This window comes from Nocardioides pinisoli, assembly GCF_024199985.1.
In the GTDB taxonomy this organism is placed as follows: domain Bacteria; phylum Actinomycetota; class Actinomycetes; order Propionibacteriales; family Nocardioidaceae; genus Nocardioides; species Nocardioides pinisoli.
Genome location: NZ_JANARS010000010.1, coordinates 72,941 through 99,122 on the forward strand (window position 1 = coordinate 72,941; position 26,182 = coordinate 99,122).

Annotated in this window: 31 protein-coding genes; 23 read left to right on the forward strand and 8 right to left on the reverse strand. The window is 73.6% G+C overall.

The features are described from left to right. Positions 1 to 11: 11 nt before the first annotated feature. The 8 genes from NCI01_RS19180 (at position 12) to NCI01_RS19215 (ending at position 7,604) form a co-directional block, all read left to right on the forward strand. Positions 12 to 467 carry a WXG100 family type VII secretion target gene (locus NCI01_RS19180; RefSeq protein ID WP_254183098.1) on the forward strand — a complete coding sequence of 152 codons (456 nt, stop codon included), beginning with the start codon at positions 12 to 14 and terminating at the stop codon, positions 465 to 467. After that, the gene (locus NCI01_RS19185) at positions 464 to 1,408 is read left to right on the forward strand and encodes a hypothetical protein (protein WP_254183099.1); all 945 of its coding nucleotides are present in this window, start codon (positions 464 to 466) and stop codon (positions 1,406 to 1,408) included. The genes NCI01_RS19180 and NCI01_RS19185 overlap by 4 nt, the downstream gene beginning before the upstream one ends. Then, positions 1,405 to 2,859, forward strand: coding sequence for a PGAP1-like alpha/beta domain-containing protein (locus tag NCI01_RS22860; RefSeq protein WP_254183100.1), 1,455 nt, complete (start codon positions 1,405 to 1,407; stop codon positions 2,857 to 2,859). The genes NCI01_RS19185 and NCI01_RS22860 overlap by 4 nt, the downstream gene beginning before the upstream one ends. After that, positions 2,856 to 3,329, forward strand: coding sequence for a hypothetical protein (locus NCI01_RS19195; RefSeq protein ID WP_254183101.1), 474 nt, complete (start codon positions 2,856 to 2,858; stop codon positions 3,327 to 3,329). The genes NCI01_RS22860 and NCI01_RS19195 overlap by 4 nt, the downstream gene beginning before the upstream one ends. A 72-nt stretch (positions 3,330 to 3,401) precedes the next feature. Continuing rightward, positions 3,402 to 4,328 (forward strand): ABC transporter ATP-binding protein, encoded by a 927-nt coding sequence (locus tag NCI01_RS19200; protein ID WP_443689966.1) that lies wholly within the window; start codon positions 3,402 to 3,404, stop codon positions 4,326 to 4,328. Next, positions 4,328 to 5,158, forward strand: coding sequence for an ABC transporter permease (locus NCI01_RS19205; RefSeq protein WP_254183102.1), 831 nt, complete (start codon positions 4,328 to 4,330; stop codon positions 5,156 to 5,158). The genes NCI01_RS19200 and NCI01_RS19205 overlap by 1 nt, the downstream gene beginning before the upstream one ends. Before the next feature lies 1 nt (position 5,159). Beyond that, positions 5,160 to 5,960, forward strand: a complete 801-nt coding sequence (locus NCI01_RS19210; RefSeq protein WP_254183103.1) for an ABC transporter permease — start codon at positions 5,160 to 5,162, stop codon at positions 5,958 to 5,960. Positions 5,961 to 5,987: 27 nt separating this feature from the next. Then, positions 5,988 to 7,604, forward strand: coding sequence for an AMP-binding protein (locus NCI01_RS19215; protein WP_254183104.1), 1,617 nt, complete (start codon positions 5,988 to 5,990; stop codon positions 7,602 to 7,604). Positions 7,605 to 7,634: 30 nt separating this feature from the next. Here NCI01_RS19215 and NCI01_RS19220 read toward each other — a convergent pair whose 3' ends face one another. The 7 genes from NCI01_RS19220 to NCI01_RS19250 are packed head-to-tail and all read right to left on the reverse strand — an operon-like array spanning position 7,635 to position 12,811. After that, positions 7,635 to 8,117, reverse strand: a complete 483-nt coding sequence (locus tag NCI01_RS19220) for a GNAT family N-acetyltransferase (RefSeq protein ID WP_254183105.1) — start codon at positions 8,115 to 8,117, stop codon at positions 7,635 to 7,637. A 22-nt stretch (positions 8,118 to 8,139) separates the two neighbouring features. Continuing rightward, positions 8,140 to 9,129 carry a nucleoside hydrolase gene (locus NCI01_RS19225; RefSeq protein WP_254183106.1) on the reverse strand — a complete coding sequence of 330 codons (990 nt, stop codon included), beginning with the start codon at positions 9,127 to 9,129 and terminating at the stop codon, positions 8,140 to 8,142. Continuing rightward, positions 9,126 to 10,037, reverse strand: coding sequence for a hypothetical protein (locus tag NCI01_RS19230; protein ID WP_254183107.1), 912 nt, complete (start codon positions 10,035 to 10,037; stop codon positions 9,126 to 9,128). Before NCI01_RS19230 ends, NCI01_RS19225 begins: the two co-directional genes overlap by 4 nt. Continuing rightward, positions 10,034 to 10,582 carry a hypothetical protein gene (locus tag NCI01_RS19235; protein ID WP_254183108.1) on the reverse strand — a complete coding sequence of 183 codons (549 nt, stop codon included), beginning with the start codon at positions 10,580 to 10,582 and terminating at the stop codon, positions 10,034 to 10,036. Before NCI01_RS19235 ends, NCI01_RS19230 begins: the two co-directional genes overlap by 4 nt. Then, positions 10,579 to 11,445 (reverse strand): ABC transporter ATP-binding protein, encoded by an 867-nt coding sequence (locus NCI01_RS19240; protein WP_254183109.1) that lies wholly within the window; start codon positions 11,443 to 11,445, stop codon positions 10,579 to 10,581. The genes NCI01_RS19235 and NCI01_RS19240 overlap by 4 nt, the downstream gene beginning before the upstream one ends. Continuing rightward, positions 11,442 to 12,248 (reverse strand): zf-HC2 domain-containing protein, encoded by an 807-nt coding sequence (locus NCI01_RS19245; RefSeq protein ID WP_254183110.1) that lies wholly within the window; start codon positions 12,246 to 12,248, stop codon positions 11,442 to 11,444. Before NCI01_RS19245 ends, NCI01_RS19240 begins: the two co-directional genes overlap by 4 nt. Then, the gene (locus tag NCI01_RS19250) at positions 12,245 to 12,811 is read right to left on the reverse strand and encodes an RNA polymerase sigma factor (protein ID WP_254183111.1); all 567 of its coding nucleotides are present in this window, start codon (positions 12,809 to 12,811) and stop codon (positions 12,245 to 12,247) included. The genes NCI01_RS19245 and NCI01_RS19250 overlap by 4 nt, the downstream gene beginning before the upstream one ends. A 172-nt stretch (positions 12,812 to 12,983) precedes the next feature. On the opposite strand from NCI01_RS19250, the gene NCI01_RS19255 reads away from it, so the two are divergent. From NCI01_RS19255 to NCI01_RS19315, 13 genes are all read left to right on the forward strand, one after another. Then, positions 12,984 to 13,478: a superoxide dismutase family protein gene (locus tag NCI01_RS19255; protein ID WP_254183112.1), complete on the forward strand. Its 495-nt coding sequence runs from the start codon at positions 12,984 to 12,986 to the stop codon at positions 13,476 to 13,478. A gap of 16 nt (positions 13,479 to 13,494) precedes the next feature. Next, the gene (locus tag NCI01_RS19260) at positions 13,495 to 14,037 is read left to right on the forward strand and encodes a DinB family protein (RefSeq protein WP_254183113.1); all 543 of its coding nucleotides are present in this window, start codon (positions 13,495 to 13,497) and stop codon (positions 14,035 to 14,037) included. Then, the gene (locus NCI01_RS19265) at positions 14,034 to 14,651 is read left to right on the forward strand and encodes a class I SAM-dependent methyltransferase (RefSeq protein ID WP_254183114.1); all 618 of its coding nucleotides are present in this window, start codon (positions 14,034 to 14,036) and stop codon (positions 14,649 to 14,651) included. The genes NCI01_RS19260 and NCI01_RS19265 overlap by 4 nt, the downstream gene beginning before the upstream one ends. Next, positions 14,648 to 14,842, forward strand: a complete 195-nt coding sequence (locus NCI01_RS19270) for a DUF3046 domain-containing protein (protein ID WP_254183115.1) — start codon at positions 14,648 to 14,650, stop codon at positions 14,840 to 14,842. The genes NCI01_RS19265 and NCI01_RS19270 overlap by 4 nt, the downstream gene beginning before the upstream one ends. Beyond that, a complete protein-coding gene (locus NCI01_RS19275; RefSeq protein WP_254183116.1) occupies positions 14,839 to 16,095 on the forward strand; it encodes an MFS transporter in 1,257 nt (418 codons plus the stop codon). The genes NCI01_RS19270 and NCI01_RS19275 overlap by 4 nt, the downstream gene beginning before the upstream one ends. Positions 16,096 to 16,303: 208 nt before the next feature. After that, complete coding sequence (gene recA, locus NCI01_RS19280) at positions 16,304 to 17,356, forward strand: recombinase RecA (protein WP_172260688.1); 1,053 nt, start codon at positions 16,304 to 16,306, stop codon at positions 17,354 to 17,356. 122 nt (positions 17,357 to 17,478) lie between these two features. After that, positions 17,479 to 18,210 carry a regulatory protein RecX gene (locus NCI01_RS19285; RefSeq protein WP_254183117.1) on the forward strand — a complete coding sequence of 244 codons (732 nt, stop codon included), beginning with the start codon at positions 17,479 to 17,481 and terminating at the stop codon, positions 18,208 to 18,210. Between the two features lie 100 nt (positions 18,211 to 18,310). Further along, complete coding sequence (locus NCI01_RS19290; protein WP_254183118.1) at positions 18,311 to 18,802, forward strand: phosphoribosyltransferase; 492 nt, start codon at positions 18,311 to 18,313, stop codon at positions 18,800 to 18,802. A 12-nt stretch (positions 18,803 to 18,814) separates the two neighbouring features. Then, positions 18,815 to 19,528, forward strand: a complete 714-nt coding sequence (locus NCI01_RS19295; protein WP_254183119.1) for a GNAT family N-acetyltransferase — start codon at positions 18,815 to 18,817, stop codon at positions 19,526 to 19,528. A gap of 24 nt (positions 19,529 to 19,552) precedes the next feature. After that, the gene (locus tag NCI01_RS19300) at positions 19,553 to 20,416 is read left to right on the forward strand and encodes a polyphosphate kinase 2 family protein (protein ID WP_254183120.1); all 864 of its coding nucleotides are present in this window, start codon (positions 19,553 to 19,555) and stop codon (positions 20,414 to 20,416) included. Further along, on the forward strand, positions 20,413 to 21,213 hold the full coding sequence (locus NCI01_RS19305) for a HipA family kinase (RefSeq protein ID WP_254183121.1): 801 nt from the start codon (positions 20,413 to 20,415) through the stop codon (positions 21,211 to 21,213). The genes NCI01_RS19300 and NCI01_RS19305 overlap by 4 nt, the downstream gene beginning before the upstream one ends. Then, positions 21,210 to 21,596, forward strand: coding sequence for a DUF3037 domain-containing protein (locus NCI01_RS19310; RefSeq protein ID WP_254183122.1), 387 nt, complete (start codon positions 21,210 to 21,212; stop codon positions 21,594 to 21,596). The genes NCI01_RS19305 and NCI01_RS19310 overlap by 4 nt, the downstream gene beginning before the upstream one ends. Positions 21,597 to 21,606: 10 nt before the next feature. Then, positions 21,607 to 24,804, forward strand: coding sequence for an ATP-binding protein (locus NCI01_RS19315; protein WP_254183123.1), 3,198 nt, complete (start codon positions 21,607 to 21,609; stop codon positions 24,802 to 24,804). Here the strand turns inward: NCI01_RS19315 and NCI01_RS19320 are convergent. Then, entirely contained in the window at positions 24,741 to 25,202 is a 462-nt protein-coding gene (locus tag NCI01_RS19320; protein ID WP_254183124.1) for a glycosyltransferase, read from the reverse strand. The two genes, NCI01_RS19315 and NCI01_RS19320, sit on opposite strands and share 64 nt — an antisense overlap. On the opposite strand from NCI01_RS19320, the gene NCI01_RS19325 reads away from it, so the two are divergent. Together NCI01_RS19325 and NCI01_RS19330 are read left to right on the forward strand one after the other, a co-directional pair. Beyond that, positions 25,194 to 25,454 carry a hypothetical protein gene (locus NCI01_RS19325; RefSeq protein WP_254183125.1) on the forward strand — a complete coding sequence of 87 codons (261 nt, stop codon included), beginning with the start codon at positions 25,194 to 25,196 and terminating at the stop codon, positions 25,452 to 25,454. The genes NCI01_RS19320 and NCI01_RS19325 overlap by 9 nt on opposite strands. Positions 25,455 to 25,467: 13 nt before the next feature. Next, positions 25,468 to 26,163, forward strand: coding sequence for a DNA alkylation repair protein (locus NCI01_RS19330; RefSeq protein ID WP_254183126.1), 696 nt, complete (start codon positions 25,468 to 25,470; stop codon positions 26,161 to 26,163). The last annotated feature ends 19 nt before the right edge of the window (positions 26,164 to 26,182 follow it).

Sequence of the window (26,182 nt, forward strand, 5' to 3'; positions counted from 1 at the left end):
AGGAGACGCACATGTACGGAGACACCGCGGCCATCCGGAGGCTGGCCAGCCGGATGGCCGAGCAGGGCAGCGAGATCCGGCGCGACGCCGACCGACTGGTCAGCGCGTCGGACCAGGTGCTGTGGGAGGGCCGGGCCGCCCGGGCGATGCGCGAGCGGATGGCCGAGCGCGCCGTCGCCCTGCGTCGTACGGCAGACGAGCACGACGACGCCGCACGGGCCCTGCGCCACCACGCCGACGAGGTCGACCGGCTCCAGGACCTCATCCGGGAGATCGCCCACCGTGTGCGGGGCATGGTGGAGGACGCCAGGTCCCGCGTCGCCGATCTCGCCGGTCGGGTCGCCGACGTCGTCAGGGCGGTCGCCCCCGACCCCGTCGACGAGCTGCTCTCACGCTTCCAGCCGCCACCCGAGGGCCACCTGGACTGGCTGCGCGTGCCGGACCGGCTGCCGGGAGCCGGACGATGAGCCCGGTCCGGCTCGACGACCGCGGGCGCGAGGTCGAGCAGCGCGCCGTCCCGCCGCGTCGGGTGCGACTGCCCCGCGCCGCGCTCGACCGGCTGGCCCGACTCGCGGCCGTCGAGTCGCCCGCCACCCGGATCGTCGGCGCGAGCGGGCTACCCACCGGCCCCGACTCCCGGCTCGGCGAGCCGGCCGCGGCCGCGCACGAGCAGCCGGTGCCTGACGGCGACCTCGACGGCGCGCTCGCCGCCGCCGGCCTCCTCCACGCCGGCACCCCGACCGCCGAGGGCAGTGCCGTCCTGGCGGTGTGGCACGCGCCGGCCCTCGCCGTCGATCTCGAGATGCTGGTCGTCCTGCGGCGCGGCACGGTGCGGGTCCGCAGCTGGCACCGCAACCTCGACGAATGGGTCGTGTGCCTGTCGACCGCCGACGGCACCTCCTTCGAGCTGGCCTGGCTGTCGGCCGACGACTGGTGGCTCGAGCTCGGCCGTGCCGCCCACGTGGACACCCGCACCCTCCGCCCTGCAGCCGACGCGGAGGCGTTCCCGCACGTGGTCGAGACACCCTGGGAGCTGCTGCTGGCGACCGGCGAGGCCGTGCGCCGTCGCCGTCACGACCTGCTGGAGCAGCTCGTGGCCGACCACTCCGGCCTCACCCGCGCCGGCGCGACGCCCGACACGCTGGACGCGGTCGACGACAGCGACGTACGCCACTGGCACGCGCAGCTCGAGCAGTCGTCGAGCGGTCGCCTGCACGCGACCGTGGTGGGCCGCAGCGAGCGCGGCCGTCCCGGGGCGGGGATCGTCGAATGGGTGCTGCTCCCCGGCGGGTGGCGCTCCCTCACCCCGTTCCGGCGCGACGGCTGGACGATGGTCCGCATCGAGCGCGTGAGCGCCGTCGACCTGCCCCGGGCGCTGGCCGTCCTCGCGGCGGAGGTGACGTCGTGAGCACCCGCGTCCTGCCCCCGATCGAGTCCGTCTCGGGCGGCTCCCACGGCGTCCACGCCGGCTACGAGCAGATGCTCGTCCTCGCCGAGCGCTACGAGCGCCAGGCCGGCGACCTCGTCGAGATGGCCGCCCTGGGTGCCCGCGTCATGGCCGACGGCGACCTGCTGGAGTCGTCGGTGCTCGCCCCGCTGTCCTTCGCCGACGCCGAGGTGCACGTGCTCGACGCGACCACCGGCGCCGACGGCCTGACCGTCCGGGCCGTCGGCATCGAGGCCGACGCGCTCGGCGTGCGGGCGGTCGTGGCTGCGTTCCGGGCGAGCGACGCCCTCGCGGAGCGCACGAGCGAGACGATCGACAACACCATGGGACGGCTCGTCGGCCGGGAGCTGGCCGCTGCCCTGCCCGCACTGCTCGTGGCCGGCGCGATCAGCTACGCGTGGTGGTCGACGCTGCCGCCGGACGAGCAGACCGCCCTGCAGGACCGGCTCACGGAAGGGCTCGGTGAGCTCGTGCACGACCACCCGGAGCTGGCCCAGCACCTCGTCAACAGCGGCGGCGGGCTCCTCGACGGCCTGACCGGGGGCCTGGTCACGGGCAGCGCGAGGCTCCTCGACCCCGGCGACGGCGCGATCCAGGGGGCGACCACCAACGACGCGGCGCGGCTCCTCGCCCTGCTCCTGGGCGACGACACGGACTACGACGTCCACCAGCTCACCGGGATCGCGCCGAGTGACAACCAGTCGTCGGCACCGGGCTCGCTCGCCGACCTGATGCGTTCGCTCGACGACACCAACGACCTCGACCAGGACGAGCCTCGCAGGCACGGCGCCATCCAGATCCAGACGATCGGGCAGCCACCCCACGAGCGCTACATCGTCTACATCCCCGGCACCGACGACATGAGCCCGGTCCCGCAGGACGGCGAGCACGTCCGCGACATGGAGACCAGCTACCAGCTCATCGGCGGCATGGACTCCGCCTACGGCCGCGGCATCGAGCAGGCGATGCTCGACGCCGGGCTCGATGGGAAGGACGTCATGCTCGTGGGTCACTCCCAGGGCGGCATGGTCTCCACCTCCCTGGCCGCGGACCCCGACTTCACCCGCCACTTCAACGTCCAGCACGTGGTGACCGCCGGGTCGCCCACGGCTCAGGTGCCCCTCCTGCCGGACGGCACCCACGCCCTCCACCTGGAGAACCGCGGCGACGCGGTGCCGCTGCTCGACGGCGAGGACAACCCCGACCAGCCCAACCGCACGACCGTGAAGTTCGACCAGGGCACCAGCAACGTCGGCGGGAACCACGGCATCGACCGCTACGTCCAGGGCGCCCAGGCCGCCGACGCGTCGGGGAACGGCTCCATCCAGGACCAGATCCGCCACATGCAGCAGGATGGCTACCTCGGCAGCGACCCGGTCACCGGCGTCTCGACCTACCAGGTGACCCGGTGACGAGCGAGCCGAGCAACGCCTCGCCCGAGCGGAGGACGAGGATACGACGGATCGCACTGACACTCGCGGTCGCGGTGACGGTGGCGCCGCTGACCGCCTGCGCGTCCGCCGGCAGCACCGACCCCGGGTGCGGGGAGTGCGTCGAGGAGCTGGCCCAGGTGCGCGAGCGGATCGAGCGGCTTCCCGACGTGAGCCGCGTCAGGACGCTCGAGAAGTACCCCGCCTCGCCGACCAACGGGGCGGAGGTCACCGTTGAGCTGCGGACCCGGTCGACCGGCGACGAGCGGGTGGTCCAGGACGTCGCCCGCGTGGTGTGGCAGAGCGACCTGGTGCCGGTGGACGTGGTGACGGTGAGCGTCGTGGACGCCTCCGGGGAGCTGCGGCACGGCGGCTCCCCCTACGACTTCCGCGACGACGCGCCCGAGCACGAGACGTACGAGCAGCGGTGGGGCCCGCGGCCGGTCGGATGAGAAGCGATGTCGGACGGATCGTGCGCTCGTTGGGCCACGCGATGTCGGCACTCTGAACTAGTGTCGGGCCACGTGACAGAACCCATGATCTCGGCACGGGGGCTCCGCAAGTCGTTCGGTGACTTCGAGGCCGTCAAGGGCATCGACGTAGAGGTGCGCAAGGGTGAGGCGTTCGGCTTCCTCGGCCCCAACGGCGCCGGCAAGTCCAGCACCATGCGGATGATCGCCTCGGTCAGCCCGGTGAGCGGCGGCGAGCTGCGCATCCTCGGGATGGACCCCGCCACCGACGGCCCGGCGATCCGGGGCCGGCTCGGCGTGTGCCCGCAGGAGGACACGCTCGACAACGAGCTCAACGTCTTCGACAACCTCTACATCTACGGCCGCTACTTCGGAATCGACCGCGCCACCTGCCGCGAGCGCGCCCGGGAGCTGCTCGAGTTCGCGCAGATCACCGACAAGGCCAAGGCCAAGGTCGAGGACCTGTCCGGCGGTATGAAGCGCCGGCTCACCATCGCGCGCAGCCTGATCAACAACCCCGACCTGCTGCTGCTCGACGAGCCGACCACGGGCCTCGACCCGCAGGCGCGTCACGTGCTGTGGGACCAGCTCTTCCGGCTCAAGCAGGCCGGCGTCACGCTCGTCATCACCACCCACTACATGGACGAGGCCGAGCAGCTCTGCGACCGCCTCGTCGTGATGGACAAGGGCCTCATCGCCGCCGAGGGGTCGCCGCGGCAGCTGATCGACGCCCACTCGACCCGCGAGGTCGCCGAGCTCCGCTTCGGCGTGGGGGAGCACGAGGCGCTCGCGGAGAAGATCGAGGACCTCGGCGAGCGGGTCGAGGTGCTGCCCGACCGGCTGCTCGTCTACAGCGACCACGGTGAGGACGTCGTCACGGCGGTCCTCGACCGCGGGCTCCACCCGATCGCCACGCTGGTGCGTCGCTCCACGCTGGAGGACGTCTTCCTCCGCCTCACCGGCCGGAGCCTGGCGGACTGATGGCCTCCGACGCGACGACCACCGCGGCCCAGCGCGCCACCGGCGCCCTGTCGGCACGCGAAGGCATGGCCCGCCAGTACGACTACTGGCTCACCGTCCTCAAGCGCACCTGGCGCGGGGGAGTCGTCAGCAGCTTCCTGACGCCGCTGCTCTACGTCGTGGCCATGGGCGTGCTGCTCGGCGGCTTCATCGAGGGTGACCCCGACCGGCTCGAGGGAGCGACCTCCTACCTCGCCTTCGTCGTCCCCGGCCTCGTCGCCTCGCACGCGATGACGATCGCGGTCAGCGAGTCGACGTACCCGGTCATGGGCGCCATCAAGTGGCACAAGACGTTCTACGCGCAGCTGGCGACACCGCTGGCCGTGCGCGACCTGGTCAACGCCTTCATCGGGTTCGTCATGTTCCGGGTCGCCTCGGCGTGCGCGGTCTTCATGCTCGTCATCGCGCCGTTCGGCGTCTTCGCCACCTGGTGGGGACCGATCCTCGCGTGGCTCTCCCAGGTCCTGGTGGGCTTCGCCTTCGCCACGCTCGTCTTCGCCTACAGCGCCCGGCTCAGGTCCGAGGAGGGCTTCGGACTGCTGTTCCGGCTCGGCGTCATCCCCCTGACGCTCTTCTCCGGGGCCTTCTTCCCGATCAGCAACCTGGGTCCGGTGCTGGAGTGGATCGCCCGGCTGACCCCGCTGTGGCACGGCGTCTCGCTCTCGCGGATGTTCTGCGTCGGCCAGGTCGACTGGTCGCTCGTGGTGCTGCACGTCGTCGTGCTCGTCACGCTGACGGTGGTCGGCTGGTTCCTCGCCGTGCGCAACCTCGACCGCCGGCTGGAGGTCTGACGTGGCACTCGTCCAGGGCATCCCCGCCCCGCTCTCGCCGGCCGCCGCCACCAAGGTGCTGGTGCTGCGCAACTACGTCGTCTACAAGGACGCGTGGAAGCTCTTCATCACCGGCTTCCTCGAGCCGGTCTTCTACCTCTTCTCGATCGGCATCGGTGTCGGCCAGCTGATCGACACCTTCGAGTTCCACGGCGAGGCCGTCCCCTACGCCGAGTTCGTGGCGCCGGCCATGCTGGCCACGTCCGCCTTCAACGGGGCGCTGCTCGACTCCACCTACAACGTCTTCTTCAAGATGAAGTACGAGAAGCTCTACGACCAGATGCTCGCCACGCCCCTGTCCACCGGCGACATCGCGCGGGGCGAGATCACCTGGGGCCTCCTGCGTGGCTCGGTCTACTCCGCGGCCTTCCTCGTGGTCATGGCGCTGATGGGCCTGACCCACTCGTGGTGGGCCGTGCTCGCCCTGCCCGCCGCGATCCTCATCGCCTTCGCGTTCTCCGCGGTCTGCATGGCCGTGACGACGTGGATGACGAGCTGGCAGGACTTCGACAAGATCACCCTCGCCCAGATGCCGCTCTTCCTCTTCTCCGCGACGTTCTTCCCGGTCGAGGCGTTCGGTGACGGCGTGCTGCGGTGGGTGGTCGAGGCCACGCCGCTCTACCGCGGGGTGGTGCTGTGCCGCGAGCTCACCACCGGCGTGATCACCTGGGCCTCGGCCGTCTCGGTGGTCTACCTCGTCGTCATGGGGATCCTCGGCCTCCTCGTCGTACGACGACGGCTCGACAAGCTGCTGCTGACCTGAGCCCCGGTCCCGGGCTAGGTTCGGAGGATGGACTCCTACGCCCGTGGCGAGACGACGCCCGCACTGCTGGACGAGACCGTCGGCGACAACCTCGCCCGCACCGTCGCGTCCCACCCAGACCGCGAGGCGCTGGTCGAGTGCGCGACCGGTCGGCGCTGGACCTGGGCACAGCTGCAGAGCGACGTCGACGCGGTCGCACGCGGGTTGATCGGCGCCGGCATCGGCAAGGGCGATCGGGTCGGCATCTGGGGTCCCAACAGCGCCGAGTGGACCCTGGTGCAGTTCGCCACCGCCAAGGTCGGCGCGATCCTGGTCAACGTCAACCCGGCCTACCGCACCCACGAGTTCTCCTACGTCGCCAACCAGTCCGGCATGCGGCTGCTGGTCTCCGCGACGTCCTTCAAGACCAGCGACTACCGCGCGATGGTGGAGGAGACCGCCGCGGAGAACCGTGCGCTGGAGCGCGTCGTGCACCTCGACGACGAGCAGAGCTGGGCCGGGCTGCTGGCCGACGGCGAGGGCGTGTCGGCGGACGACCTCGCCGAGCGGGCCGCGAGCCTTGCGCCCGACGACCCGATCAACATCCAGTACACCTCCGGCACGACCGGCTTCCCCAAGGGCGCGACCCTGAGCCACCGCAACATCCTCAACAACGGCTACCTCGTCGGTGAGGTGTGCCGCTACACCGAGGCCGACCGGGTGTGCATCCCGGTGCCCTTCTACCACTGCTTCGGCATGGTGATGGGCAACCTGGCGTGCTCCTCCCACGGCGCCACGATGGTGATCCCGGCGCCCGGGTTCGACCCGGCGCTGACCCTCGAGGCGGTCGCCCGGGAGCGGTGCACCTCGCTCTACGGCGTGCCGACGATGTTCATCGCCGAGTGGGCCCTGCCCGACGTCGACTCCTACGACCTGTCGTCGGTGCGGACGGGGATCATGGCGGGCTCGCCCTGTCCGGCGGAGATGATGAAGAAGCTCATCGCCGCGGGCATCGAAGAGATCACGATCTGCTACGGAATGACCGAGACGTCGCCGGTCTCCACGCAGACCCGCACCGACGACTCGTTCGAGCGCAAGGTCGGCACGGTCGGGCGGGTCTGCCCGCACCTCGAGGTCAAGATCGCCGACCCGGTGACGGGGGAGGTCGTGCCGCGCGGCGAGGCCGGCGAGCTCTGCACCCGCGGCTACTCGGTGATGCTCGGCTACTGGGACGAGCCCGAGAAGACCGCCGAGGCGATCGACGCCGACGGGTGGATGCACACCGGCGACCTCGGCGTGATGGCCGACGACGGCTACGTCCAGGTCACCGGGCGCATCAAGGACATGGTCATCCGCGGCGGCGAGAACGTCTACCCGCGCGAGATCGAGGAGTTCCTCTACACCCACCCCGACATCGAGGACGTGCAGGTGGTCGGCGTCCCGGACGAGAAGTACGGCGAGGAGCTGTGCGCGTGGCTGCGCATGCGTCCGGGCAGCGAGCCGCTCGACGCCGACGGCGTGCGGGCCTTCGCGACCGGCAAGCTCGCCCACTACAAGATCCCGCGCTACGTGATGATCGTGGACGAGTTCCCGATGACCGTCACCGGCAAGGTGCGCAAGGTCGAGATGCGCGAGTTGTCCACCGTCCGGCTCGGGCTGGCCTGAACCAGCCCGTCCGGAGCCGGCCGAGCGGACTCACTCGAGGACCTTCTGCAGCCACGCCAGGTCGATCCACCGGTCGAACTTGCGACCCACCTGGCGCATGACGCCGACCTCCTCGAAGCCGCACGCGGCGTGGAGGGCGAGGCTGCCCGGGTTGGGCAGGGCGACGCCGGCCACGACCACGCGCACGCCCTCGTCGCCCAGCCGCGCCAGCAGGTCCTCGTACAGCGCCCGGCCGACGCCACGTCCCTGGGCCTGGGGCGCCACGTAGACGGTGGTCTCCCGCGTGTGGACGTAGGCGGGCTTGGGCCGGAAGACAGCCGAGCTGGCCCAGCCCATGACGACGCCGTTCTCCTCGGCGACGAGGAAGTGGTCGCCGGTCGCGTCCAGCTTCTCCTGCCACAGGTCCATCGGGCGCCCCTCGACGTCGAAGGTGGCATGGCCCTCACGCGCCTCGCGCTCATAGATCCCCGCCACCACGGGCAGGTCGGCGCGGACGGCCTCGCGGATTCGCATGCCGTCATTGTGGCGCGGTGGCTCACCGGAAGACGCTGCGGTAGACCTCGTCGAGGGCGTCGGTGTCGAGCTCGGTCACCACGCGGACCGTGCCGTCGCCCGTACGACGCAGCCGGCCGCGGTCGTCGGTGGTGTCGACCTCCCACGTGCCGGTCCGCGTGGTGGCGACGTCGGGCTCCACGAACGACCCGGCGGTCGCGAGGTCCCAGTAGGCGGGCGTGGTGAACTGCGGGTCGCGACCGAGGCCGCCGACCACGGGTCCGGCGAGCCCGGCCGGGGCACCGTCGGGTACCGGGTCGTCCGGCAGGATGGTGAGCGGCACCGGCCCGGCGACGACCTCGGCGAAGGGGACCGGGTCGGCGGCGGCGTTCCACTCGGCGATGCCCTCGCCCTGGGGGTCGGCCGCGACGTTGCCGGCCATCGAGGTGATCGTTGCGAGCCGCTCGTACGCGCCGGGATGCCGTCGCAGCAGCGCCGCGACCTCGGTGAGCGGGCCGAGCGCCACCACGTGCAGGCCCTCGTGCCGGCGGGCGAGTTTCGCGAGGAAGTCGGCGGCGGGTCGTCGTACCGGGGTGAGACCGCCGGGCTCGTCGTCGCGGTCCAGGCCGCTGTAGACGGTGGACATCGAGGTCCACTGCGGCGGGAGGGGCAGGCCATCCGGGCCGCGGGGGGTCCGACCGCAGGCGACGGGCGGGGCCGGCGTCTCCATCGCCTCGAACAGGTCGGCCAGCACGCCCAGTCCCGCGCACGTCACCATGCCGGTCTCCGGGACGGTGATGCCGACGACGTTGACGCGCGGGTGGCGCACCAGGAGGGCGATGGCCGCCAGGTCGTCCGGAGCGAGGTCGGTGTCGACGACGACCGCCACCGCGCCGGGCTCCTTGGCCGCGGCCGGGCTCAACGGACCGTCGACGAAGACCTCGCCGTCGCTGTCGGAGGCCGTCGCGCTGCACCCGGCCAGCGCTGCCACGACGATCGGGACGACGGTGCCCAGCAGGAGCCGGCTCCTCACGGGATCACCCAGTGCTGTCCGACCACGCCGGCGACGGCGAGCACGACGCCGACCGCGATCAGGACGCGGCGCCCCGGCCTCGGCCAGGCAGCCGAGAGGAGCAGTGCGGCGAGCCCGAGCAGCCACACGTCGTGCCACCACGCCAGCGCCTGCGAGACCCACTGCCGTCCCCAGCCCCCGCCCGAGTAGTGCGGGGCGGTGACGAGGAGCCAGTCGGCGGGGAAGGCGAGCGGGTCGGCCGTGGCCGGACCGGCCTCGAGCACGAGGGGCTGGACCTGCATGACCGAGTACGGCGTCACCGCCGGGTGGCCGAAGAGCCAGTAGACGCTCACCACGAACCACAGCACGAAGAGCGCGGGGACCAGCGCGACGAGCCGGGACACGCGCCGGCCCAGTGCGGCCCCGAGCGCGACGGCTACCAGTCCGAGCACGACGAGCTGCGAGAGCTCGGCCGTCGAGTGCAGCGCCTCGGTGGTGCGGCCGGGCTCCATGCCGATCCACAGGCCGCCGATGTCACGCTCGCGCCAGGCAACGAGGCCGGCGAAGGCCGCGGTCAGGGCCAGCAGCGGCAGCGCCGCGAGCAGCCGGGCGAGCGTACGACGGGTCTCCGCGACCGGCGCTGCGGGCGCGACCTCGTGGCGGGCGCGGTGGAACGGGACGGCGACGGCGACCGAGATGCCGAGGAGGAGCGGGACCGCGACGGGGTTCATCGCCTCGTAGGACGAGCCGGGCCACTCGCCGGGCTCGGGCACGACCAGCCACATCCCCCACGCCGACACGGCGAGGCACAGCCACGGCACGGGGTTGCGCAGCATCCGACGCGCCTCGGCGCGGACGAGGGCGCCGACGACCCGCGCGCCGGACGGCACGGCCGGCGCGGGTGCGCGCCCCGCCGCCACGGTGCTCATCGCCGCCGTCCGGCGACGCACAGGAGGGTGGCGATGGCGAGCACCCACCAGGGGTCCGTGAGCCACCGGCCGACGACGTCGGACGCGGTCCCCGTCGGCAGCACCCGGTGCAGCGCGAAGAGCACCACCGGTGTCGACGCCCCGACCAGGACGGCGCGTCGTGTGGGTGCCCACACCGCGACGGCCACGCCGGTGGCCGTCAGCGCGAGCAGCGGGCCGGGCCCGGACGACGTCGTGGTCGACAGCGAGTCGAGCAGCCACCAGGTCGCGAGGGCCGGCGCGCCGACGAGGGCGAGGCGCAGCACCCTGCGTCGCATCACCGACACGGGGACCGCCGCCAGCAGGTCGGCGGCCGGGTCCTGCAGGCCGGCCACGACGGTGGCCGCCAGACCGGCGGCGGCGACCACCAGGACGGCGTCGACGGAACGGTCGGCGGCCCTGCCGAGCACCACGGCGACGAGGAGCACTCCGGTCAGCGCCAGGCCGGGGCGCCACCGGACGGCTCGCGCCGTGGGGAGCGCGGCCTGGACGAGGACGCCGCTCACCGGGCCAGCCTCGTCACGAGCAGGTAGCCGTCGTCCACGGTGGGGACGGCGAGGGCGGCGCCGGCCGGCGGCGTGCCGACGTGGCGGCGCGTGCCGGGGCCGGTGAGCCACGACCGCAGCGCGGTGGGCTCCTCGGCGTCGGACTCCCACACCCGACCCTCGGCCTCGCCGGCCAGCTCGGCCGGCGTCCCGGACCAGCAGATGCGCCCTCGGTCCATGACGAGGACCTGCTGGCAGAGCGCCGCGACCTCGGCGGTGTTGTGCGTCGACAGGACCACGCAGCCGCGGGCGGCCGTCTCGGCCAGCACGGAGCGCAGGGCGATGCGCTGCTCCGGGTCGAGCCCGGTCGCCGGCTCGTCGAGGACGAGCAGGTCGGGGGTGCCCACCAGCGCCGCCGCGAGGGCCACCCGCTGCTGCATGCCGCCCGACAGGGTGCGGATGCGCTTGTGCATCCGGTCGCCGAGACCGACTGCCTCGAGCACCGACGCCGCCTCGCGCCGGCGCCGGGCGGTGTCGGTGTGCTCCTTGAGGATGGCGACGTAGTCGACCATCTCGAGCGGCGTGAAGCCGGTGTAGAGCCGCGGCGACTGCGGGAGGTAGCCGAGCCGGCGGCGCACCTCCGTGCGGGCGGCCGGGGATGCCGGGTCGAGGCCGAGGAGCGAGAGCGACCCCCGGTCGGGTGCCAGCACGGTGGCGAGGATGCGCAGCAGGGTGGTCTTGCCGGCGCCGTTGGGGCCGAGCACGCCGACGATCCCGCGTCCGACGGCGAGGTCGACGTCGTCGACCGCGGTGAGCGAGCCGTAGCGCTTGGTGATGCCGGTGGTGGCGAGCAGCGTGCCCGGGACGGTGTGGGTCGTGGTCATGCGTTCCTCCGGTAGGCGACGGCGTCGCGACGAACAATGGTGACGGCGAGGGCGGCGAGCGCGATCGCGAGTGCGGTGAGCTGGCTGGGCGCCGAGGCGACGGCCTCGCTGACGACGTCCGCAGTGACCTGGCGCGACGCGGCGGGCCACGACACGGCCAGGGCCCAGGCCGACCCGAGGCAGGCGGCGACGACGGCGGGGTCGAGGCGCGAGGTCCCCGACAGGGCCACGAGCGACGCGAGGGCGGCACCGGGCAGCAGCCAGCCGAGGGCGATCTCGACGGGTTGGCCGAGCAGCAGCGCCCCGCCGACGCCGATGGGCACGGCGGTGAGGGTGACCACGACGGCTCGCGCGGCGACCACCCTGAGACCGGCGCTCGGCGTCGCGAGTGCCAGCTCGCCTGCCGGCTCGGCACCCCGCCCGTAGGAGAGAGCCACGGCTGCGAGCGGCGCCACGGGTGCCAGCGCCATGAAGAGGGGCAACCGGAGGTCAGAGATGGTGACCACGGCCGGCAGGGCGAGCAGCAGGAGCAGCGAGGCGAGCCACGCCGTCCGCAGGCCGGGCGTGGCCAGGCCCAGACGCAGGAGCGGGTGGGACCTCGGCCGGTCGATCCGCTCGGCGAGCGCCTCCCACCGTCGTACGACGTCCTCCGGCTCCGTCCGGGAGGCCAGGCCGGCCGTCCGGCGGCGGCACTCGGCGCAGCGGAGCAGGTGCGACTCGACGGAGGCGGCGAGGAGCGGAGCGGCCGAGCCGTCCGCCCAGGCCTGCAGCGTCTCCTCGTCGGCGTGCCAGGTCTGCGTCACAGCAGTCCCTCCCTCAGCTCGGTGCGAGCACGGCTCATCCGGCTCTTGACGGTGCCGCTCGGGATGCCGAGCAGCGCGGCGGTCTCGCGCGTGGAGAGGCCGTCGAGGACGGTGGCCTGCACGACCGCCTGCAGGTCGGGGGAGAGGCGGGAGAACGCGAGTCCGACGTCGCTGTGCTCGACCCGGGCGAGCACCTCCTCCTCGGCCGACGCCATCGGCGACCCGCGCAGGGCGCGCAGCCGCTCGACGACGTTGGCCCGTGGTCGCAGCTGGTGGAGCATCGACCGCACGGCGATCCCCCAGAGCCAGGCGGCGACCTCGCCGTCGCCGCGCCAGCCCGACGGCTTGCGCCACACCGCGAGGAAGGTGTCCTGGACGGCGGTGTCGACGATCGCCGGGTCGGCGCACCGGCGGGACAGGCGGATGGCGAGCCACGGCTCGTGGCGCACGAACAGCTCGTGCAGCGCGCCGCGGTCGGCGTCGCCCACGGCGGCCAGCAGCTCGGCGTCGGTCCGGTCGTCGACGCCCTCGCGGGCGTCCCAGCCGGTGTCGTCCACTCCCATCACGTCTCCTAGTGGCGCCGACCCCCATGATCGGTTCACGAGCACCGCCCAGTCTCGCCCTGGTCCAGACCGGCTGTGAACCGATTGTCGGTCTCGGGGTCACCCCATGGTGGCGGCCCGTCCGGTCCGCCGGGCGGGCTCCGACGAGGGCCAAGACATGGAGGAGGACCAGATGAGGATCAGGACAGGGGTGGCGGCAGCAGCCGTCCTCGCCGCGGTGCCCACGACCGCGGTGGCCGCAGGGGTGCTCGTGGACCACGGCCACGGACCGACGGTCGTGCACGACGCGTCGTACGACGACGTCAAGACGCAGGTGCACGCCTGGTCCAGCGACGGGACCACCCGCGTCCGGCTCATGGTGACCGGGCTGCCGGCCGGCCGCACGTTCGGGGCACACGTCCACACGGGGACGTGCGGCGCCGACCCGCTTGCGTCCGGTGGGCACTACCAGCACTCGACCGACGCGACGGTCCCGCTCGCGCAGCGGGAGGTCTGGCTCGACGTCACGTCGGACGAACGGGGCCGGGGTGTCGCCACGGCGACGGTCCCGTGGACGTTCGCACCCGGCACCGCGGGGTCGGTGGTGATCCACGCACTGCCCACCAACGCGACCACCGGAGCCGCCGGCGCCCGGCTGGCCTGCACCAGCGTGGCGTTCGGAGAGTGACTGCTTTGATGGGGGCATGAGCTCGGCCCGCGACGCGATCACGCCCGACACGAAGGACTGGACCTGGGTGCTCGAGCGGCCGTGCCCCGAGTGCGGGTTCGAGGCCGCCGCGCACGACGTGTCGGAGCTCCCTGCCCTCCTCGACGCGACGTCGTCGTCGTGGTCGCGGGTGCTGGGCCGCGGTGACGCGTCCCACCGCCCGCGACCCGGGGTCTGGTCGCCGCTGGAGTACGGCTGCCACGTCCGCGACGTGCACCTGCTCTTCGCCGAGCGCGTCCGGCTGATGCTCGCCGAGGACGGACCGACCTTCGCCAACTGGGACCAGGACGCCACCGCGGTCGAGCGCGACTACCGCCGACAGGACCCCGCGGCGGTCGCGGTCGAGCTGGTCGACGCCGCCCGGGCGGTCGCGACGCTCTACGCCTCCGTCACCGACGCCACGCGCGGCCGACGGGGGCTCCGGTCCAACGGGGACGAGTTCACCGTCGAGAGCCTGGGTCGCTACCACCTGCACGACGTCGTGCACCACCTCCACGACGTCGGGGCGGACCACAGGTGAACGAGACCGTCCGCGCCTACGACCGGGACGCGGCGGCCTATGCCGCCCGCACGGCCGCGGTGCCCGACGCGGTGCGCGCCGAGGTCGCACGCCTCGCTGGAGAGCTCGGATCGGGCGCGCGCGTCCTCGAGATCGGCTCGGGCGGGGGCCGTGATGCCCTGCTGATAGAGGGCCTCGGGCTGGTCGTGCGGCGCACCGACATCACCCCGGCCTTCGTCTCGCTGCTGCGCGGGCGGGGCCATGCCTGCGACCACCTCGACCCGCTCGTCGACGACCTGACCTCGCCCGACGGGCCCCACGACGCCGTCTGGGCCAACGCGTCGCTGCTCCACGTCGCGCGCCACGACCTACCCCGCGTTCTGGGCCGACTGGCTGCGGTCACCCGGCCCGGTGGGCGACTGTGGTCGTCGTTCAAGGAGGGCGACGGCGAGGGCTGGTCCACCCACGGGACGATCAGCGGGCCGCGGCACTTCACCTACTGGCGGGCCGCCGACCTTCGGGGCGCCGCGGGAGGGGTGGGCTGGACCGACGTGGTCGTCCACCACGGTCCGGAGGGCGACCGGGGGGAGACCTGGCTCGTGCTGTCGGCGGTGCGTGATGGGGTGTCGGCATGAGGCACACGGAGTTCTGGGCACGGCTCGACGCGGTCCTCGGGCGGGCCTACTCACGCACGTGGGCCGAGCTGACGGTCGTGCGCGACCTCGACGGCAGGACCACCCGGGAGGCGCTCGACGCGGGCATGCCTCCCAAGGAGGTCTGGGCGGCCGTGCGCCGTCAGCTCGAGCTGCCGGACAGCGAGCGATGACCACCCAGCTCCGCGAGGGACTCACCGTCGCGGACGTCCAGCGTCGTACGGTCCGCACCCTCGTCGTCTCCCAGGCCGTCGGCGCGGTCGGCGTCACCATCGGCGTCGCCACGGCCTCGTTGCTGGCCCGCGACATCTCCGGCAGCGAGACGATGGCCGGCCTCGCGCAGACCTTCCAGGTCCTCGGCACGGCCGCGGCGGCCTACGGGCTCGCCCGCGTGATGCGGCGCCGTGGTCGACGCGTCGGTCTCGTCGCCGGCTACCTGATCGGTGCAGCCGGTGCGGTCCTGGCCGTCGTTGCGGGGGTCGTCGACTCGATGGCGGTGCTGCTCCTCGGCGCGGTGATGCTGGGCGCGACCACGGCCGTCAACAACGGGTCGCGCTATGCCGCGACCGACCTGGCGACGGAGCACCACCGCGCCCGCGCGCTCTCGGTCGTCGTGTGGGCGACCACGGTCGGCGCCGTCGCCGGCCCCAACCTCTTGGGCGTCGGCGCCGTCGTGGCGCGCTCGCTGGGCGTTCCCGAGCTCACCGGTGGCTTCGCGATCGGCGCGGTGGTGCTGGTCGTGGCGGCCGCCTGGCTCTGGTGGCGGCTCCGGCCCGACCCGCTGCTCCTCGCGCAGGAGACGGCCGGTGTCACCCCGGCCGACGGGCCCGAGCCGCGCGGCCGCTCGTGGGGCCGGTTCGTCGCCGTCGTGCGCGACGTGCCGGCCGTCGGCGCCGCGGTGGTCGCCATGGCGTGCGCGCACGCGGCGATGGTGACCGTCATGATCATGACGCCGCTCCACATGGAGCACGGCGGCGCCCACCTCGAGGTCATCGGCTTCGTCATCTCGATCCACGTGCTGGGCATGTTCGCCTTCTCGCCCGTCGTCGGCTGGGCCGCCGACCGTTTCGGGCGCAGCGGCGTCCTGGTCACCGGCGGCGTCGTCCTGCTGGTCTCGCTGGCACTGTGCGGCCTGTCGCCGCAGGGCACGTCGTGGCAGATCTTCGCGGGGCTCTTCCTGCTCGGCCTCGGCTGGTCCTGTGCCACCGTCGCCGCCTCGACGGTCATCGCCGACCGCACGCCCATCGAGGCCCGCACCGACGTGCAGGGCACGTCCGACATGGCGATGGCGCTCACCGCCGCCGGGGGAGGGGCCCTCGCCGGCGTGATCGTCGGCGGGCTGGGCTATGCCGTGCTGGCGATGTTCGCCGCACTGCTGGCCGGGACCGTGGTGGTCGCCGGCGCCGTCACCCGCCGGCACGCCTGATCCCCGGCGGCCACGTCCGGAAATCCCGGACGACACGCCGCGCGCGGAGTGCCTGTCGAACACCTGTTCGGGCTACTGTTCATCCACAGGTACGACGAGGGGCGAGGTTGTCCACAGCGTCAGACGGTCCTGATCAGGGACTGTCGGTGGCTCGCCCTAGCGTCGCAGACGTACCGCACACGACACGACGACAAGACGGGACACAGCAATGGCTGGTGCAGATCGCGAGAAGGCCCTCGACGCCGCTCTCGCCCAGGTGGAGAAGCAGTTCGGCAAGGGCTCGGTCATGCGACTGGGCGACGAGACACGTGCCCCGCTCGAGGTGATCCCCACGGGGTCGATCGCCCTCGACGTGGCGCTCGGCCTGGGCGGCCTGCCCCGAGGTCGTGTCGTGGAGATCTACGGTCCGGAGTCCTCCGGAAAGACGACGGTCGCCCTCCACGCGGTGGCCAGCGCGCAGGCTGCCGGCGGCATCGTCGCCTTCATCGACGCCGAGCACGCGCTCGACCCCGACTACGCCAAGGCCCTCGGTGTCGACACCGACGCGCTCCTGGTCTCCCAGCCCGACTCGGGTGAGCAGGCGCTCGAGATCGCCGACATGCTCATCCGCTCCGGCGCGCTCTCGCTGATCGTCATCGACTCGGTGGCCGCGCTCGTGCCCCGCGCCGAGATCGAGGGCGAGATGGGCGACAGCCACGTCGGCCTCCAGGCCCGCCTGATGAGCCAGGCCCTGCGCAAGATGACCGGTGCCCTCAACAACTCCGGCACCACCGCGATCTTCATCAACCAGCTGCGCGAGAAGATCGGCGTGATGTTCGGCTCGCCGGAGACCACGACCGGTGGTCGCGCGCTGAAGTTCTACTCCTCGGTGCGCCTCGACGTGCGTCGCATCGAGACGCTCAAGGACGGCACCGACATGGTCGGCAACCGCACCCGCGTCAAGGTCGTGAAGAACAAGGTCGCCCCGCCGTTCAAGCAGGCCGAGTTCGACATCATGTACGGCAAGGGCATCAGCCGCGAGGGCGGGCTGATCGACGTGGGCGTCGAGGCGGGCCTGATCCGCAAGGCCGGCGCCTGGTACACCTACGAGGGCGACCAGCTCGGCCAGGGCAAGGAGAACTCGCGCAACTTCCTGCGCGACAACCCCGACCTGGCCAACGAGATCGAGAAGCTCATCCTCGAGAAGCTGGGCGTGACTCCGGCCGTCGACAAGCCCGGCGACGACCTGAGCGACGAGCCCATCGGGGTCAATGACTTCTGACCGCGCAGGCGGTCACGAGGGACGAGTGACCGGCGTCGCGCGGGCAGGTTGAGCAAGCGTCCGACCGAGCTTGCGAGGGCGGATCCGCGCGTCGAAACCCGATGCTCCAAGGAGTCGAGGCGATGACGAAGGAGACGCGTCCGGCCCCCGACTGGGTCGGCGACGTCGGACTCGGCGTCAGGGCGTGGGTGGGGGAGCCCCCATCCACGCCCGAGGTCGAGCCATCGGACGGTGCGCGCGCCCGCCGTGGGAGTGGTGGCGGACGCAAGGGCCGTGGGGGCGGCCGAGGTCGCACCCGGACGTGGGAGGAGCGCGAGGCGGCGCGGATCGCCCGTGAGGAGGCTGCGGCCGCCGAGGTCGAGGCCGACCCGGAGGCCGTGGCCCGCAAGATCCTGCTCGACACGCTGACCGGACAGGCCCGCTCGCGACAGGAGCTGGCCGACAAGCTGGCCAAGCGGGGAGTCCCCGACGAGCTGGCGGCGCAGCTGCTCGACCGCTTCACCGAGGTCGGGCTGATCGACGACGCGGCCTACGCCCGGCAGTGGGTGGAGAGCCGGCACCGCAGCCGAGGACTGGCGCCGCGGGCGCTGGCCCAGGAGCTGCGCCGCAAGGGCATCGACGACGAGGACGCGAAGTCCGCGCTGGAGCAGATCGACGAGGGTGACCAGCGCGCCGCCGCCCGGGCGCTCGTCGACAAGAAGCTGCGCTCGATGCGCGGGCTCGACCACCAGGTGGCCACCCGCCGCCTGGCCGGACTGCTGGCCCGCAAGGGCTACGCAGCCGGCCTGGCCTTCTCGGTCGTCCGCGAGGCGCTCGGTGAGGCCGCCGACGACGAGCCGCACCCCGACTTGTGAGCGGGAGCGGCCGGAGCCGTGGCCGTCGGTGCTCTGGAGCAGCAGGTCGACGGGCGGACCGCCCGTTCCCACGAGCGCCGTGGTCTGGTGGGATGGGCCGGTGAGCAGCGAACGCGAGGTCCTCACCTACGACCTCTTCGGCACCGCGACCCGCGAGCTGGCGCAGGAGGTGGCCGACTCGGGGTTCCGCCCCGACATGATCCTGGCGATCGCGCGCGGCGGGCTCGCCCTCGGGATGGGTCTGGGCTACGCGCTGGCGGTCAAGAACATCTCGGTCGTCAACGTCGAGTTCTACACCGGCGTCGACCAGCGCCTCGACGTCCCGATCATGCTGCCGCCCACCCCGGCTGCGGTCGACCTGTCGGGGCTGAAGGTGCTCGTGGCCGACGACGTCGCCGACACCGGTCGGACCCTGGAGCTGGTGCACGCGTTCTGCGAGGGACACGTGGCAGAGGTCCGCACGGTCGTCATCTACGAGAAGCCGCAGTCGGTGATCAAGCCCGACTACTCGTGGCGGAGCACCGAGCGCTGGATCGACTTCCCGTGGTCGGTGCTCCCGCCGGTGGTCGATCCCGAGGCGCTCGCCCACTGACACACTCGCCGGATGCACTCCGTCCCTGTCGTCGTACGTCATGACGAGCGCGAGCTCACCGGCGCGGTCCGGCCCGGCGAGTCCTGGGCCGCGGCCGCGACGCGGATCGCCGCCACGGTCTCCGGCGAACCCGTCGCCGACGACCTGTCGGGAGCGACGCTGCGGTTCGCGGTCGAGCCCGACCAGCGCATCGTGCTGCGGGCAATGACGCGCGGTGACCTGCCGCTCCTCACCCGGTGGCTCCAGCAGCCGCACGTCCGGCGCTGGTGGCACGCCGACGGGGACCCGAGCCCCGAACGGGTGGTCGCGACCTACGGGCCCCGGGTCGACGGCACGACACCGATCCGGATGTGGGTGGTGGACCTCAAAGGCCACTCGATCGGGTTCGTCCAGGACTACCGGATCAGCGACTACCCCGACTTCGCGCTGCTGACGCCGGACCCCGACGCGATCGGTCTCGACTACGCCATCGGGGAGCCCGCGTGGGCGGGGCGCGGCCTCGGCGCGCGTGTCCTGTGGTCGTGGATGCGGGGCGCGCGGCACCGGTTCCCGGACGCGACGGCCTACTTCGCCGCGCCGGACCACCGCAACGCGGCCTCGCTGCGGATCCTCGAGAAGGCGGGCTTCGATCAGGGCACCTGGTTCGACGAGCCGCAGCGTGACGGCAGGGTGGCCACGGTCGTCGGCTGCACCCTCGACGTGCGCCGCGTGCTGGGCGTCGCCTGACGGTCGGTGCGTCATGATGTGCGCATGACGAGCCCCCAGCCCTCGCCGATCGCCGACGCGCTCCGCCTGCCCAATGGCCCGGTCGACCTGACGGCGGTCGAGACCGACGCCGCACCGGGCTTCGACGGGGCCAAGGCCGACGGCAAGGCCGCGCTGACCGCGATGGGCGACGAGCTCGCCGACCTGCAGGAGCGGCTCTGGGCCGAGCGGACGGTCGGGTCCGAGCGTCGCGTCCTGCTCGTCCTGCAGGGCATGGACACGAGCGGCAAGGGCGGCGTCCTCCGTCACACGATCGGGCTCGTCGACCCCCAGGGCGTCCGCATCACCAGCTTCAAGGCGCCCACCGAGGAGGAGAAGCGGCACGACTTCCTCTGGCGCATCGAGAAGGGCCTGCCCGACGCCGGCTACATCGGCGTCTTCGACCGCTCCCACTACGAGGACGTCCTCATCGCACGCGTCCGCGGGTTCGCCGACCCGGACGAGATCGAGCGCCGCTACGGCGCGATCAACGACTTCGAGGCCCGGCTCGTCGACGACGGGTTCTCGATCATCAAGTGCATGCTCCACATCAGCGCCGACGAGCAGAAGGCACGGCTGGTCGAGCGCCTCGCCAACCCCGAGAAGCACTGGAAGTACAACCCCGGTGACCTCGACGAGCGGGCGCTGTGGCCCGCCTACCGCGAGGCCTACGAGGTCGCGCTCGAGCGCACCAGCACAGATGTCGCGCCGTGGCACGTGGTGCCGTCGGACAAGAAGTGGTTCCGCAACCTGGCCGTCGGCCAGATCCTCCTCGACACCCTGCGCGGCCTCGACCTGCAGTGGCCGGCCGCCGACTTCGACGTGGCGGCCGAGACCGAGCGTCTCGCCGAGGAGGACCCGGTCCAGTGAGCTCCGCCGGACTCCCCACCGGACTCCCCACAGGCCTCCCGACTGTCACGGTCACCCGCTACGTCACGCCGCTGCACGAGGGAGGCAGCCTGCCCGGCGTCGTCGAGGGCGACGACCTCGGCACCTACGTGTGCAAGTTCCGCGGCGCCGGCCAGGGCGCCAAGGTGCTGGTCGCCGAGGTCATCGTGAGCGCCCTGGCCACCCGGCTGGGCCTGCGCACCCCGCGGCTCGTCGTCCTCGACCTCGACCCCGAGCTCGCCCGCTACGAGGCGGACGAGGAGGTGCAGGACCTGCTCAACGCGAGCGTCGGTCCCAACCTCGGCATCGACTTCCTCCCCGGCTCCTTCGGCGTCGACGGGCAGGTGAGCGCGGCCGACGACGAGGGTGCCCGCGTGCTGTGGCTCGACGCGTTCACCGCCAACGTCGACCGCTCGTGGCGCAACCCCAACCTGCTCCTCTGGCACGGCGACCTGTGGGTGATCGACCACGGGGCCTCCCTCTACTTCCACCACGGCTGGCGGTCCGGGGTCACCGATCCGGCGAAGTTCGCCGCCCAGCCCTGGGACGCCGGCGGCCACGTCTTCGAGACGTGCGCACGCCGGGCGATCGAGCTCGACGCGGAGATCGCGGCACCGCTCGACCGTGACGTCTTCATCGAGGTGCTGGACCAGGTCCCCGACGTCTGGCTGGAGACGGTGCCCGGTGCGGAGACGCCGGACGCGCTGCGCCAGGCGTACGTCGACTTCCTCCTCGCGCGCCTCGGCACCCGCCAGTGGCTCCCGGCGGTGGCGCGATGACCGCCACCCGGATGGCCTACCAGTACGTCGTGCTCCGGTGCGTGCCGCGCCCCGAGCGCGAGGAGTTCCTCAACGTGGGCGTCGTGCTGCACTGCCAGGCCGCCGACTTCCTCGACGTGGCGTGGTCGGTCGACGCCGACCGGTTGCGGGCGCTCCACCCGGGCATCGACGTCGACCAGGTGTGCGAGGCGCTCGCCTTCACCGACTGGGTGTGCCGGGGCGACGAGCGTGGGGGCGCGGCCGCGCGCCAGTCGCTGGGCCAGCGGTTCGGCTTCCTGAAGGCGCCGCGCAGCACGGTGCTCCAGCCCGGTCCGGTCCACGGGGGACTGACCGCTGACCCCGCCCGTCAGCTCGAGCACCTCCGCGAGCGCCTCGTGGGGTGATACTCGGCAGGTGAGCCCGCCCGCCGGTGTCACCCGGATCCGACTGGCGTCCACGCTGGCCGTGGACACCGGTGACGGTCCGCGCGCGGGTCGCGAGCTGGGCAGCCGCAAGGCGAGGACCCTCCTTGCCCTGCTGGCGGCCGCCCGGGGGCGTCCGGTCGCCACCGACCGGGTCGTCGACGCGCTGTGGCACGAGTCCCCGCCGGCCGACCCCGCGGCCAACGTGGCGACCCTGGTCAGCCGGGTCCGGCGCACCGTGGGTCCGTCGGTCGTGGTCGGCCTGCCGGGCGCCTACGCGCTGGGCGGCACGTGGTCCCTCGACGTGGTCGAGGCCGAGCAGTGGTGCGCCGAGGCTGCCGCGCGGCTGGCCGCAGGCGAGCACGCGCTCGCCGACGCGGCAGCCGCCGCCGCGCAGGAGCTGCTCGGGACCGAGCCGGCGTTGCTCGACGAGGTGGACGACGGCTGGGTCGTGGGCGTCCGCGCCGAGGTCGACGACCTGCGCCGCACCGCCCGCCACCACCGGGTGACGGCGCTGCTCGAGCTCGACCCCGCCGCCGCGGTCCGGGTCGCGAGCGCAGGAGTCGTGGTCGACGGCGACGACGAGCGAGCCGTGCGCGACCTGATGCGCGCGCTGGCTGCCGACGGGCAGACGCCGGCGGCGCTCACGGCGTACGACCGGCTGGCCCGCCGCCTGCGCGACGAGCTCGGCAGCGACCCCGACCGCGCCACGGCCGACCTGCACCTGGCCCTGCTGCGCGAGGTCGAGGTCCGGCCGGAGGCCGGGCCTGCTGCCGCAGCCACGGCTGTCGCGCCGCGAGCGACCCAGCCGGCGGCGCTCGTGGGTCGCGAGGCCGAGGTCGCGCACCTCCGTGAGGCGTGGAACCGGTCGGTGGACGGACGGTCGGTGGCGCTCCAGCTCGTCGTCGGCGAGGGCGGGATCGGCAAGACCCGGCTGCTGGACGCCGTCGCCGACCTCGTGTCGACGACGGGGGGCCAGGTGCTGCGGGGCAGGTGCCACCCGGCCGAGCGGTCGCTGTTCCTGCAGCCGTTCGTCGACGCGCTACGGCCCGCGCTCGGCGGGCTGGGCCGCGACGAGCTGCTGGCGGTGGTGCGCGACCACGAGGCGGCGTGGGTCTCCCTGGTGCCCGACCTCGCCGGCCTCCTTCCCGGGGCCGCACCACGGCCCGCGGACCGCGACCTGCTGCGCCGGGCGGCGTACGACGCCGTGGCCGTCGCGCTGCGTCGGCTGGCCGTCGCGCGGCCGGTCGTGGTCGTCCTCGACGACCTCCAGGACTCGGGTGCGGCCACCGTCGACCTCCTGGGCTACCTCGCCGGACGGCTCGACGGGGCTCGGGTCCTGCTCGTCGGCGCCGTGCGCAGCGAGGACGCCGCCGTCGTCGAGCGCCTCGGCGACCGGGCCACGCGCCTCCACCTCGGTCCGCTCGGGCCGGCCGCGGTGGACACGCTGGCCATGGCGGCGGGTGTCGGTGCGCACGGCCGCCAGGTCATGGCCCGCACCGCCGGCCACACGCTCAGCGTCGTCGAGAGCCTCCGCGCCCTCGCCGGCGGGGAGACCGGCGTGCCGGCCTCGCTGGCGGAGGGGGTGCTGGGCCGCGTCGCCCGGCTCCCCGAGCAGACCCGCGCGGTCGTCGAGGCGGGCGCGGTCCTGCGCCGCCGCCTCGACCCGCGGCTGCTGGCAGGACTCACCGAGGTCTCCGAGGTCGCGGCCACCCGCGCCTGCGAGGAGCTGACCCGAGCCGGCCTCTTCACCCGCGGGGGCGCGGTCTACGAGTTCGCGAACGACCTCTTCCAGGAGTGCGTCCACGCGGCCCTCCCCGAGGCGGTCGCGGCGGCCTACCACCGCCGAGCGGCCGACCTGACGAGCGACCGCCCCGAGGTGATGGCCACGCACGCCCACGCGGTCGGCGACGACGCACGGGCGGCGCGCGGATGGCTGCTGGCGGGGGAGGAGGCGCTGGCACGCGCTGCCGTCGAGGACGCCCGCACGCTCGTCGAGCGCTGCCTCGCGACGCCTGACCTCGCCGCCGAGACCCGGGCGCGGGCGCTGCTCGTGCGCGGGCGCGTGCACGAGGCCGGGACCAGCTGGACGGACGCCCTGCACGACATCGACGCCGCCCTGGCGTGGGCGCGGACCAGCGGCGAGCGGCGCCTCGAGCTGGCTGCGCTCCGGGCCCGCGGTGGTGACGCCGCCGTCGGCGCACAGCTCGGCACCGACGAGCTGCTCGGCCCGCTCGAGGACGGCGCGCGGCTGGCCGCCGACCTCGGTGACCGGCGGGCCGAGGCCGACTTCGGGTGCCGGCTCACCGTGCTGGAGGCCAGCCGGCTGCGGCTCGCGGCGGCCCGGGCGCGGGCGGACCGGGTGCTGGCCCGCGCCCGCGCGTCCGGGTCGGAGGAGGGCGTCGTCCTGGCGCTCGACGGGCTCAAGACGGTGGCCTGGTACCTCGGCGACACGCCCCTCCTCGCCGACACCGTGCGAGAGCTCGAGCCGATGGTGTGGGCACGCGACGACTCCTGGCTGATCCAGTGGGTGGTGTTCGAGGGAGCCTTCGTGCCCGCCGCCCGGGACGACTGGGCCGGTGCGCGGGAGCTGCTCCACGAGGCGCGCGCCCTCAACGTCCGCAGCGGGTTCCCGGCCTACGCCGGCCACCTGCGGGCCTACGAGGGGTGGCTGGCGCGCCTCGCCGGTGACCTCGACGAGGCCCGGGACCTGGGCACCCGCGCGGTCGAGGAGACCTCGGCCGTCGACCACCCGTGGTGGCACTCGTGGGCCGCCGGGCTGCTCGCAGCCACCCTCGTCGAGCTGGGCGACGGGTCCGCGGCGGAGCGGGTGGCGCGCGCGGGGATGACGGCGCGGAGGGGCACGGCCCGCCCCGGGCGGCTCCTCTGCGCGGCCGCGCTGGCGGCGGCGACCGGCGAGCTGACCCGGCCGGCCACCGACGACCTGATGGCGGTGGACTGCCCGGCGGGGCGAGCGTGGGTGCTCGGCGCCGACGCCTACCTCCTGCTCGCCGGAGCGGCCGCCGCCCGCGGGGACGGGGGCGAGGCGGCACGCGTCCTGGCGCCCCTGCGGACGGCGACCGCCGGGAACTGGCCCGCGATCCGGCGGCGGGTCGTGGCGGTCGGTCAGAGCGCCTCGAGCACCAGCCGCGCCGCCCGTTCCGCACCGTCCGAGGGCACCGGCCGGTAGTCGACCGGCTGCTGGAGGAGCGTCACCAGCTCCTCGGCCACCCGGCCGGGCTCGGCGTCGGCATAGGCCAACGCACGTCCGGCCCGGTGCCGCTCGAGGCGGTGGCGCACGTGGACCTGCTGCTCGAAGTGGTGCTCGAGCGGGACGTAGAGGAACGGGCGCCGCGCCGCCGTCAGCTCCATGGTGGTGCTCAGCCCGCCCTGCACGACCGCGACGTCGCAGGCGGCGTGGTGCAGGTCGAGGTCGGGCAGGAAGCCGTGCACCTCGACGCCGTCGGGGACGCGCAGGCTGCCCGCGTCGATCCGGGGCCCGCTGACCAGCACCATCCGCAGGCCGGGGATCGCGGCGGCCAGTGGGTCGTACGACGCTGCGACACGCTGCAGCAGGTGGTGCCCCACCCCGGAGCCGCCGACCGAGACCACGCACACGACGTCGTCCGGTCCGTAGCCGAGGCGGTCGCGCAGCTCCTCGCGCCGCGCGGGGTCGGGGCGCTGTGCGTGCCCAACGCCGTCTCGCAGCCGGGCGGCTACGCGCTCGGTGCCCAGGCGGGGGAGGCCGCGATCCGCCAGGTGGTGACCGACGCCGGGTTCACCCGCTTCCGCAGGGTCGCCGAGACGCCGTTCAACCACGTCTACGAGGCGCGCCCCTGACAAGATCGCGGGCATGACGTACGCCGGTGCGGTGCGGGCGGCCCTGGCCGAGGTGGGCGACCCGGCCAGGGCCGCCCAGCAGCAGGCCTACATGAAGTCCGAGCTGCCCTACGTCGGGCTCGGCGCGCCCGCCCTGAAGGCGCTGCTGAGGCCGCTGCTCGTCGAGCACCGGTTCGTCGACCGGGCGCAGTGGGAGGCCGCCGCGCTCGAGCTGTGGGAGGACGCCGAGCACCGGGAGGAGTGGTATGCCGCGATCGCGCTGCTGCGCCACCGCGCGTACCGGTCGTGGCTCGACCCCGACCTGCTGCCGCTGCTCGAGACCCTCGTGCGCACCGGTGCCTGGTGGGACGTCGTCGACGAGATCGCCTCGCACCCTGTCGGCCAGGTGCTGCTCGACCACCGGGTGCCGACGACGCCCGTCATGGACGCCTGGTCGATCGACCAGGACAGCCTGTGGGTGCGCCGTACGGCGATGCTGTCGCAGCTGCGCCACGGCGAGCACACCGACACCGACCTGCTCGAGCGCGTGCTGGTCGCCAACCTCGACGACACGGTGCACGGCCGTGACTTCTTCGTCCGCAAGGCGCTCGGCTGGGCCCTTCGCCAGCACGCCCGCACCGACCCGGCGTGGGTCCGCACCTTCGTCGCGACCTACGACGACAGGCTCAGCGGGCTGTCACGCCGGGAGGCGCTCAAGCACCTCGGGTGATCGCGTCGCTTGCTCGTCT

What these genes read in the sequence shown, in the direction of transcription:
- NCI01_RS19180 (WP_254183098.1), top strand. Translation starts at nt 12, where the DNA reads ATGTACGGAGACACCGCGGCCATCCGGAGGCTGGCCAGCCGGATGGCC.
- NCI01_RS19185 (WP_254183099.1), top strand. Translation starts at nt 464, where the DNA reads ATGAGCCCGGTCCGGCTCGACGACCGCGGGCGCGAGGTCGAGCAGCGC.
- NCI01_RS19205 (WP_254183102.1), top strand. Translation starts at nt 4,328, where the DNA reads ATGGCCTCCGACGCGACGACCACCGCGGCCCAGCGCGCCACCGGCGCC.
- NCI01_RS19215 (WP_254183104.1), top strand. Translation starts at nt 5,988, where the DNA reads ATGGACTCCTACGCCCGTGGCGAGACGACGCCCGCACTGCTGGACGAG.
- NCI01_RS19220 (WP_254183105.1), bottom strand. Translation starts at nt 8,117, where the DNA reads ATGCGAATCCGCGAGGCCGTCCGCGCCGACCTGCCCGTGGTGGCGGGG.
- NCI01_RS19230 (WP_254183107.1), bottom strand. Translation starts at nt 10,037, where the DNA reads ATGAGCACCGTGGCGGCGGGGCGCGCACCCGCGCCGGCCGTGCCGTCC.
- NCI01_RS19240 (WP_254183109.1), bottom strand. Translation starts at nt 11,445, where the DNA reads ATGACCACGACCCACACCGTCCCGGGCACGCTGCTCGCCACCACCGGC.
- NCI01_RS19250 (WP_254183111.1), bottom strand. Translation starts at nt 12,811, where the DNA reads ATGGGAGTGGACGACACCGGCTGGGACGCCCGCGAGGGCGTCGACGAC.
- NCI01_RS19255 (WP_254183112.1), top strand. Translation starts at nt 12,984, where the DNA reads ATGAGGATCAGGACAGGGGTGGCGGCAGCAGCCGTCCTCGCCGCGGTG.
- NCI01_RS19260 (WP_254183113.1), top strand. Translation starts at nt 13,495, where the DNA reads ATGAGCTCGGCCCGCGACGCGATCACGCCCGACACGAAGGACTGGACC.
- NCI01_RS19270 (WP_254183115.1), top strand. Translation starts at nt 14,648, where the DNA reads ATGAGGCACACGGAGTTCTGGGCACGGCTCGACGCGGTCCTCGGGCGG.
- NCI01_RS19275 (WP_254183116.1), top strand. Translation starts at nt 14,839, where the DNA reads ATGACCACCCAGCTCCGCGAGGGACTCACCGTCGCGGACGTCCAGCGT.
- recA (WP_172260688.1), top strand. Translation starts at nt 16,304, where the DNA reads ATGGCTGGTGCAGATCGCGAGAAGGCCCTCGACGCCGCTCTCGCCCAG.
- NCI01_RS19285 (WP_254183117.1), top strand. Translation starts at nt 17,479, where the DNA reads ATGACGAAGGAGACGCGTCCGGCCCCCGACTGGGTCGGCGACGTCGGA.
- NCI01_RS19295 (WP_254183119.1), top strand. Translation starts at nt 18,815, where the DNA reads ATGCACTCCGTCCCTGTCGTCGTACGTCATGACGAGCGCGAGCTCACC.
- NCI01_RS19300 (WP_254183120.1), top strand. Translation starts at nt 19,553, where the DNA reads ATGACGAGCCCCCAGCCCTCGCCGATCGCCGACGCGCTCCGCCTGCCC.
- NCI01_RS19310 (WP_254183122.1), top strand. Translation starts at nt 21,210, where the DNA reads ATGACCGCCACCCGGATGGCCTACCAGTACGTCGTGCTCCGGTGCGTG.
- NCI01_RS19330 (WP_254183126.1), top strand. Translation starts at nt 25,468, where the DNA reads ATGACGTACGCCGGTGCGGTGCGGGCGGCCCTGGCCGAGGTGGGCGAC.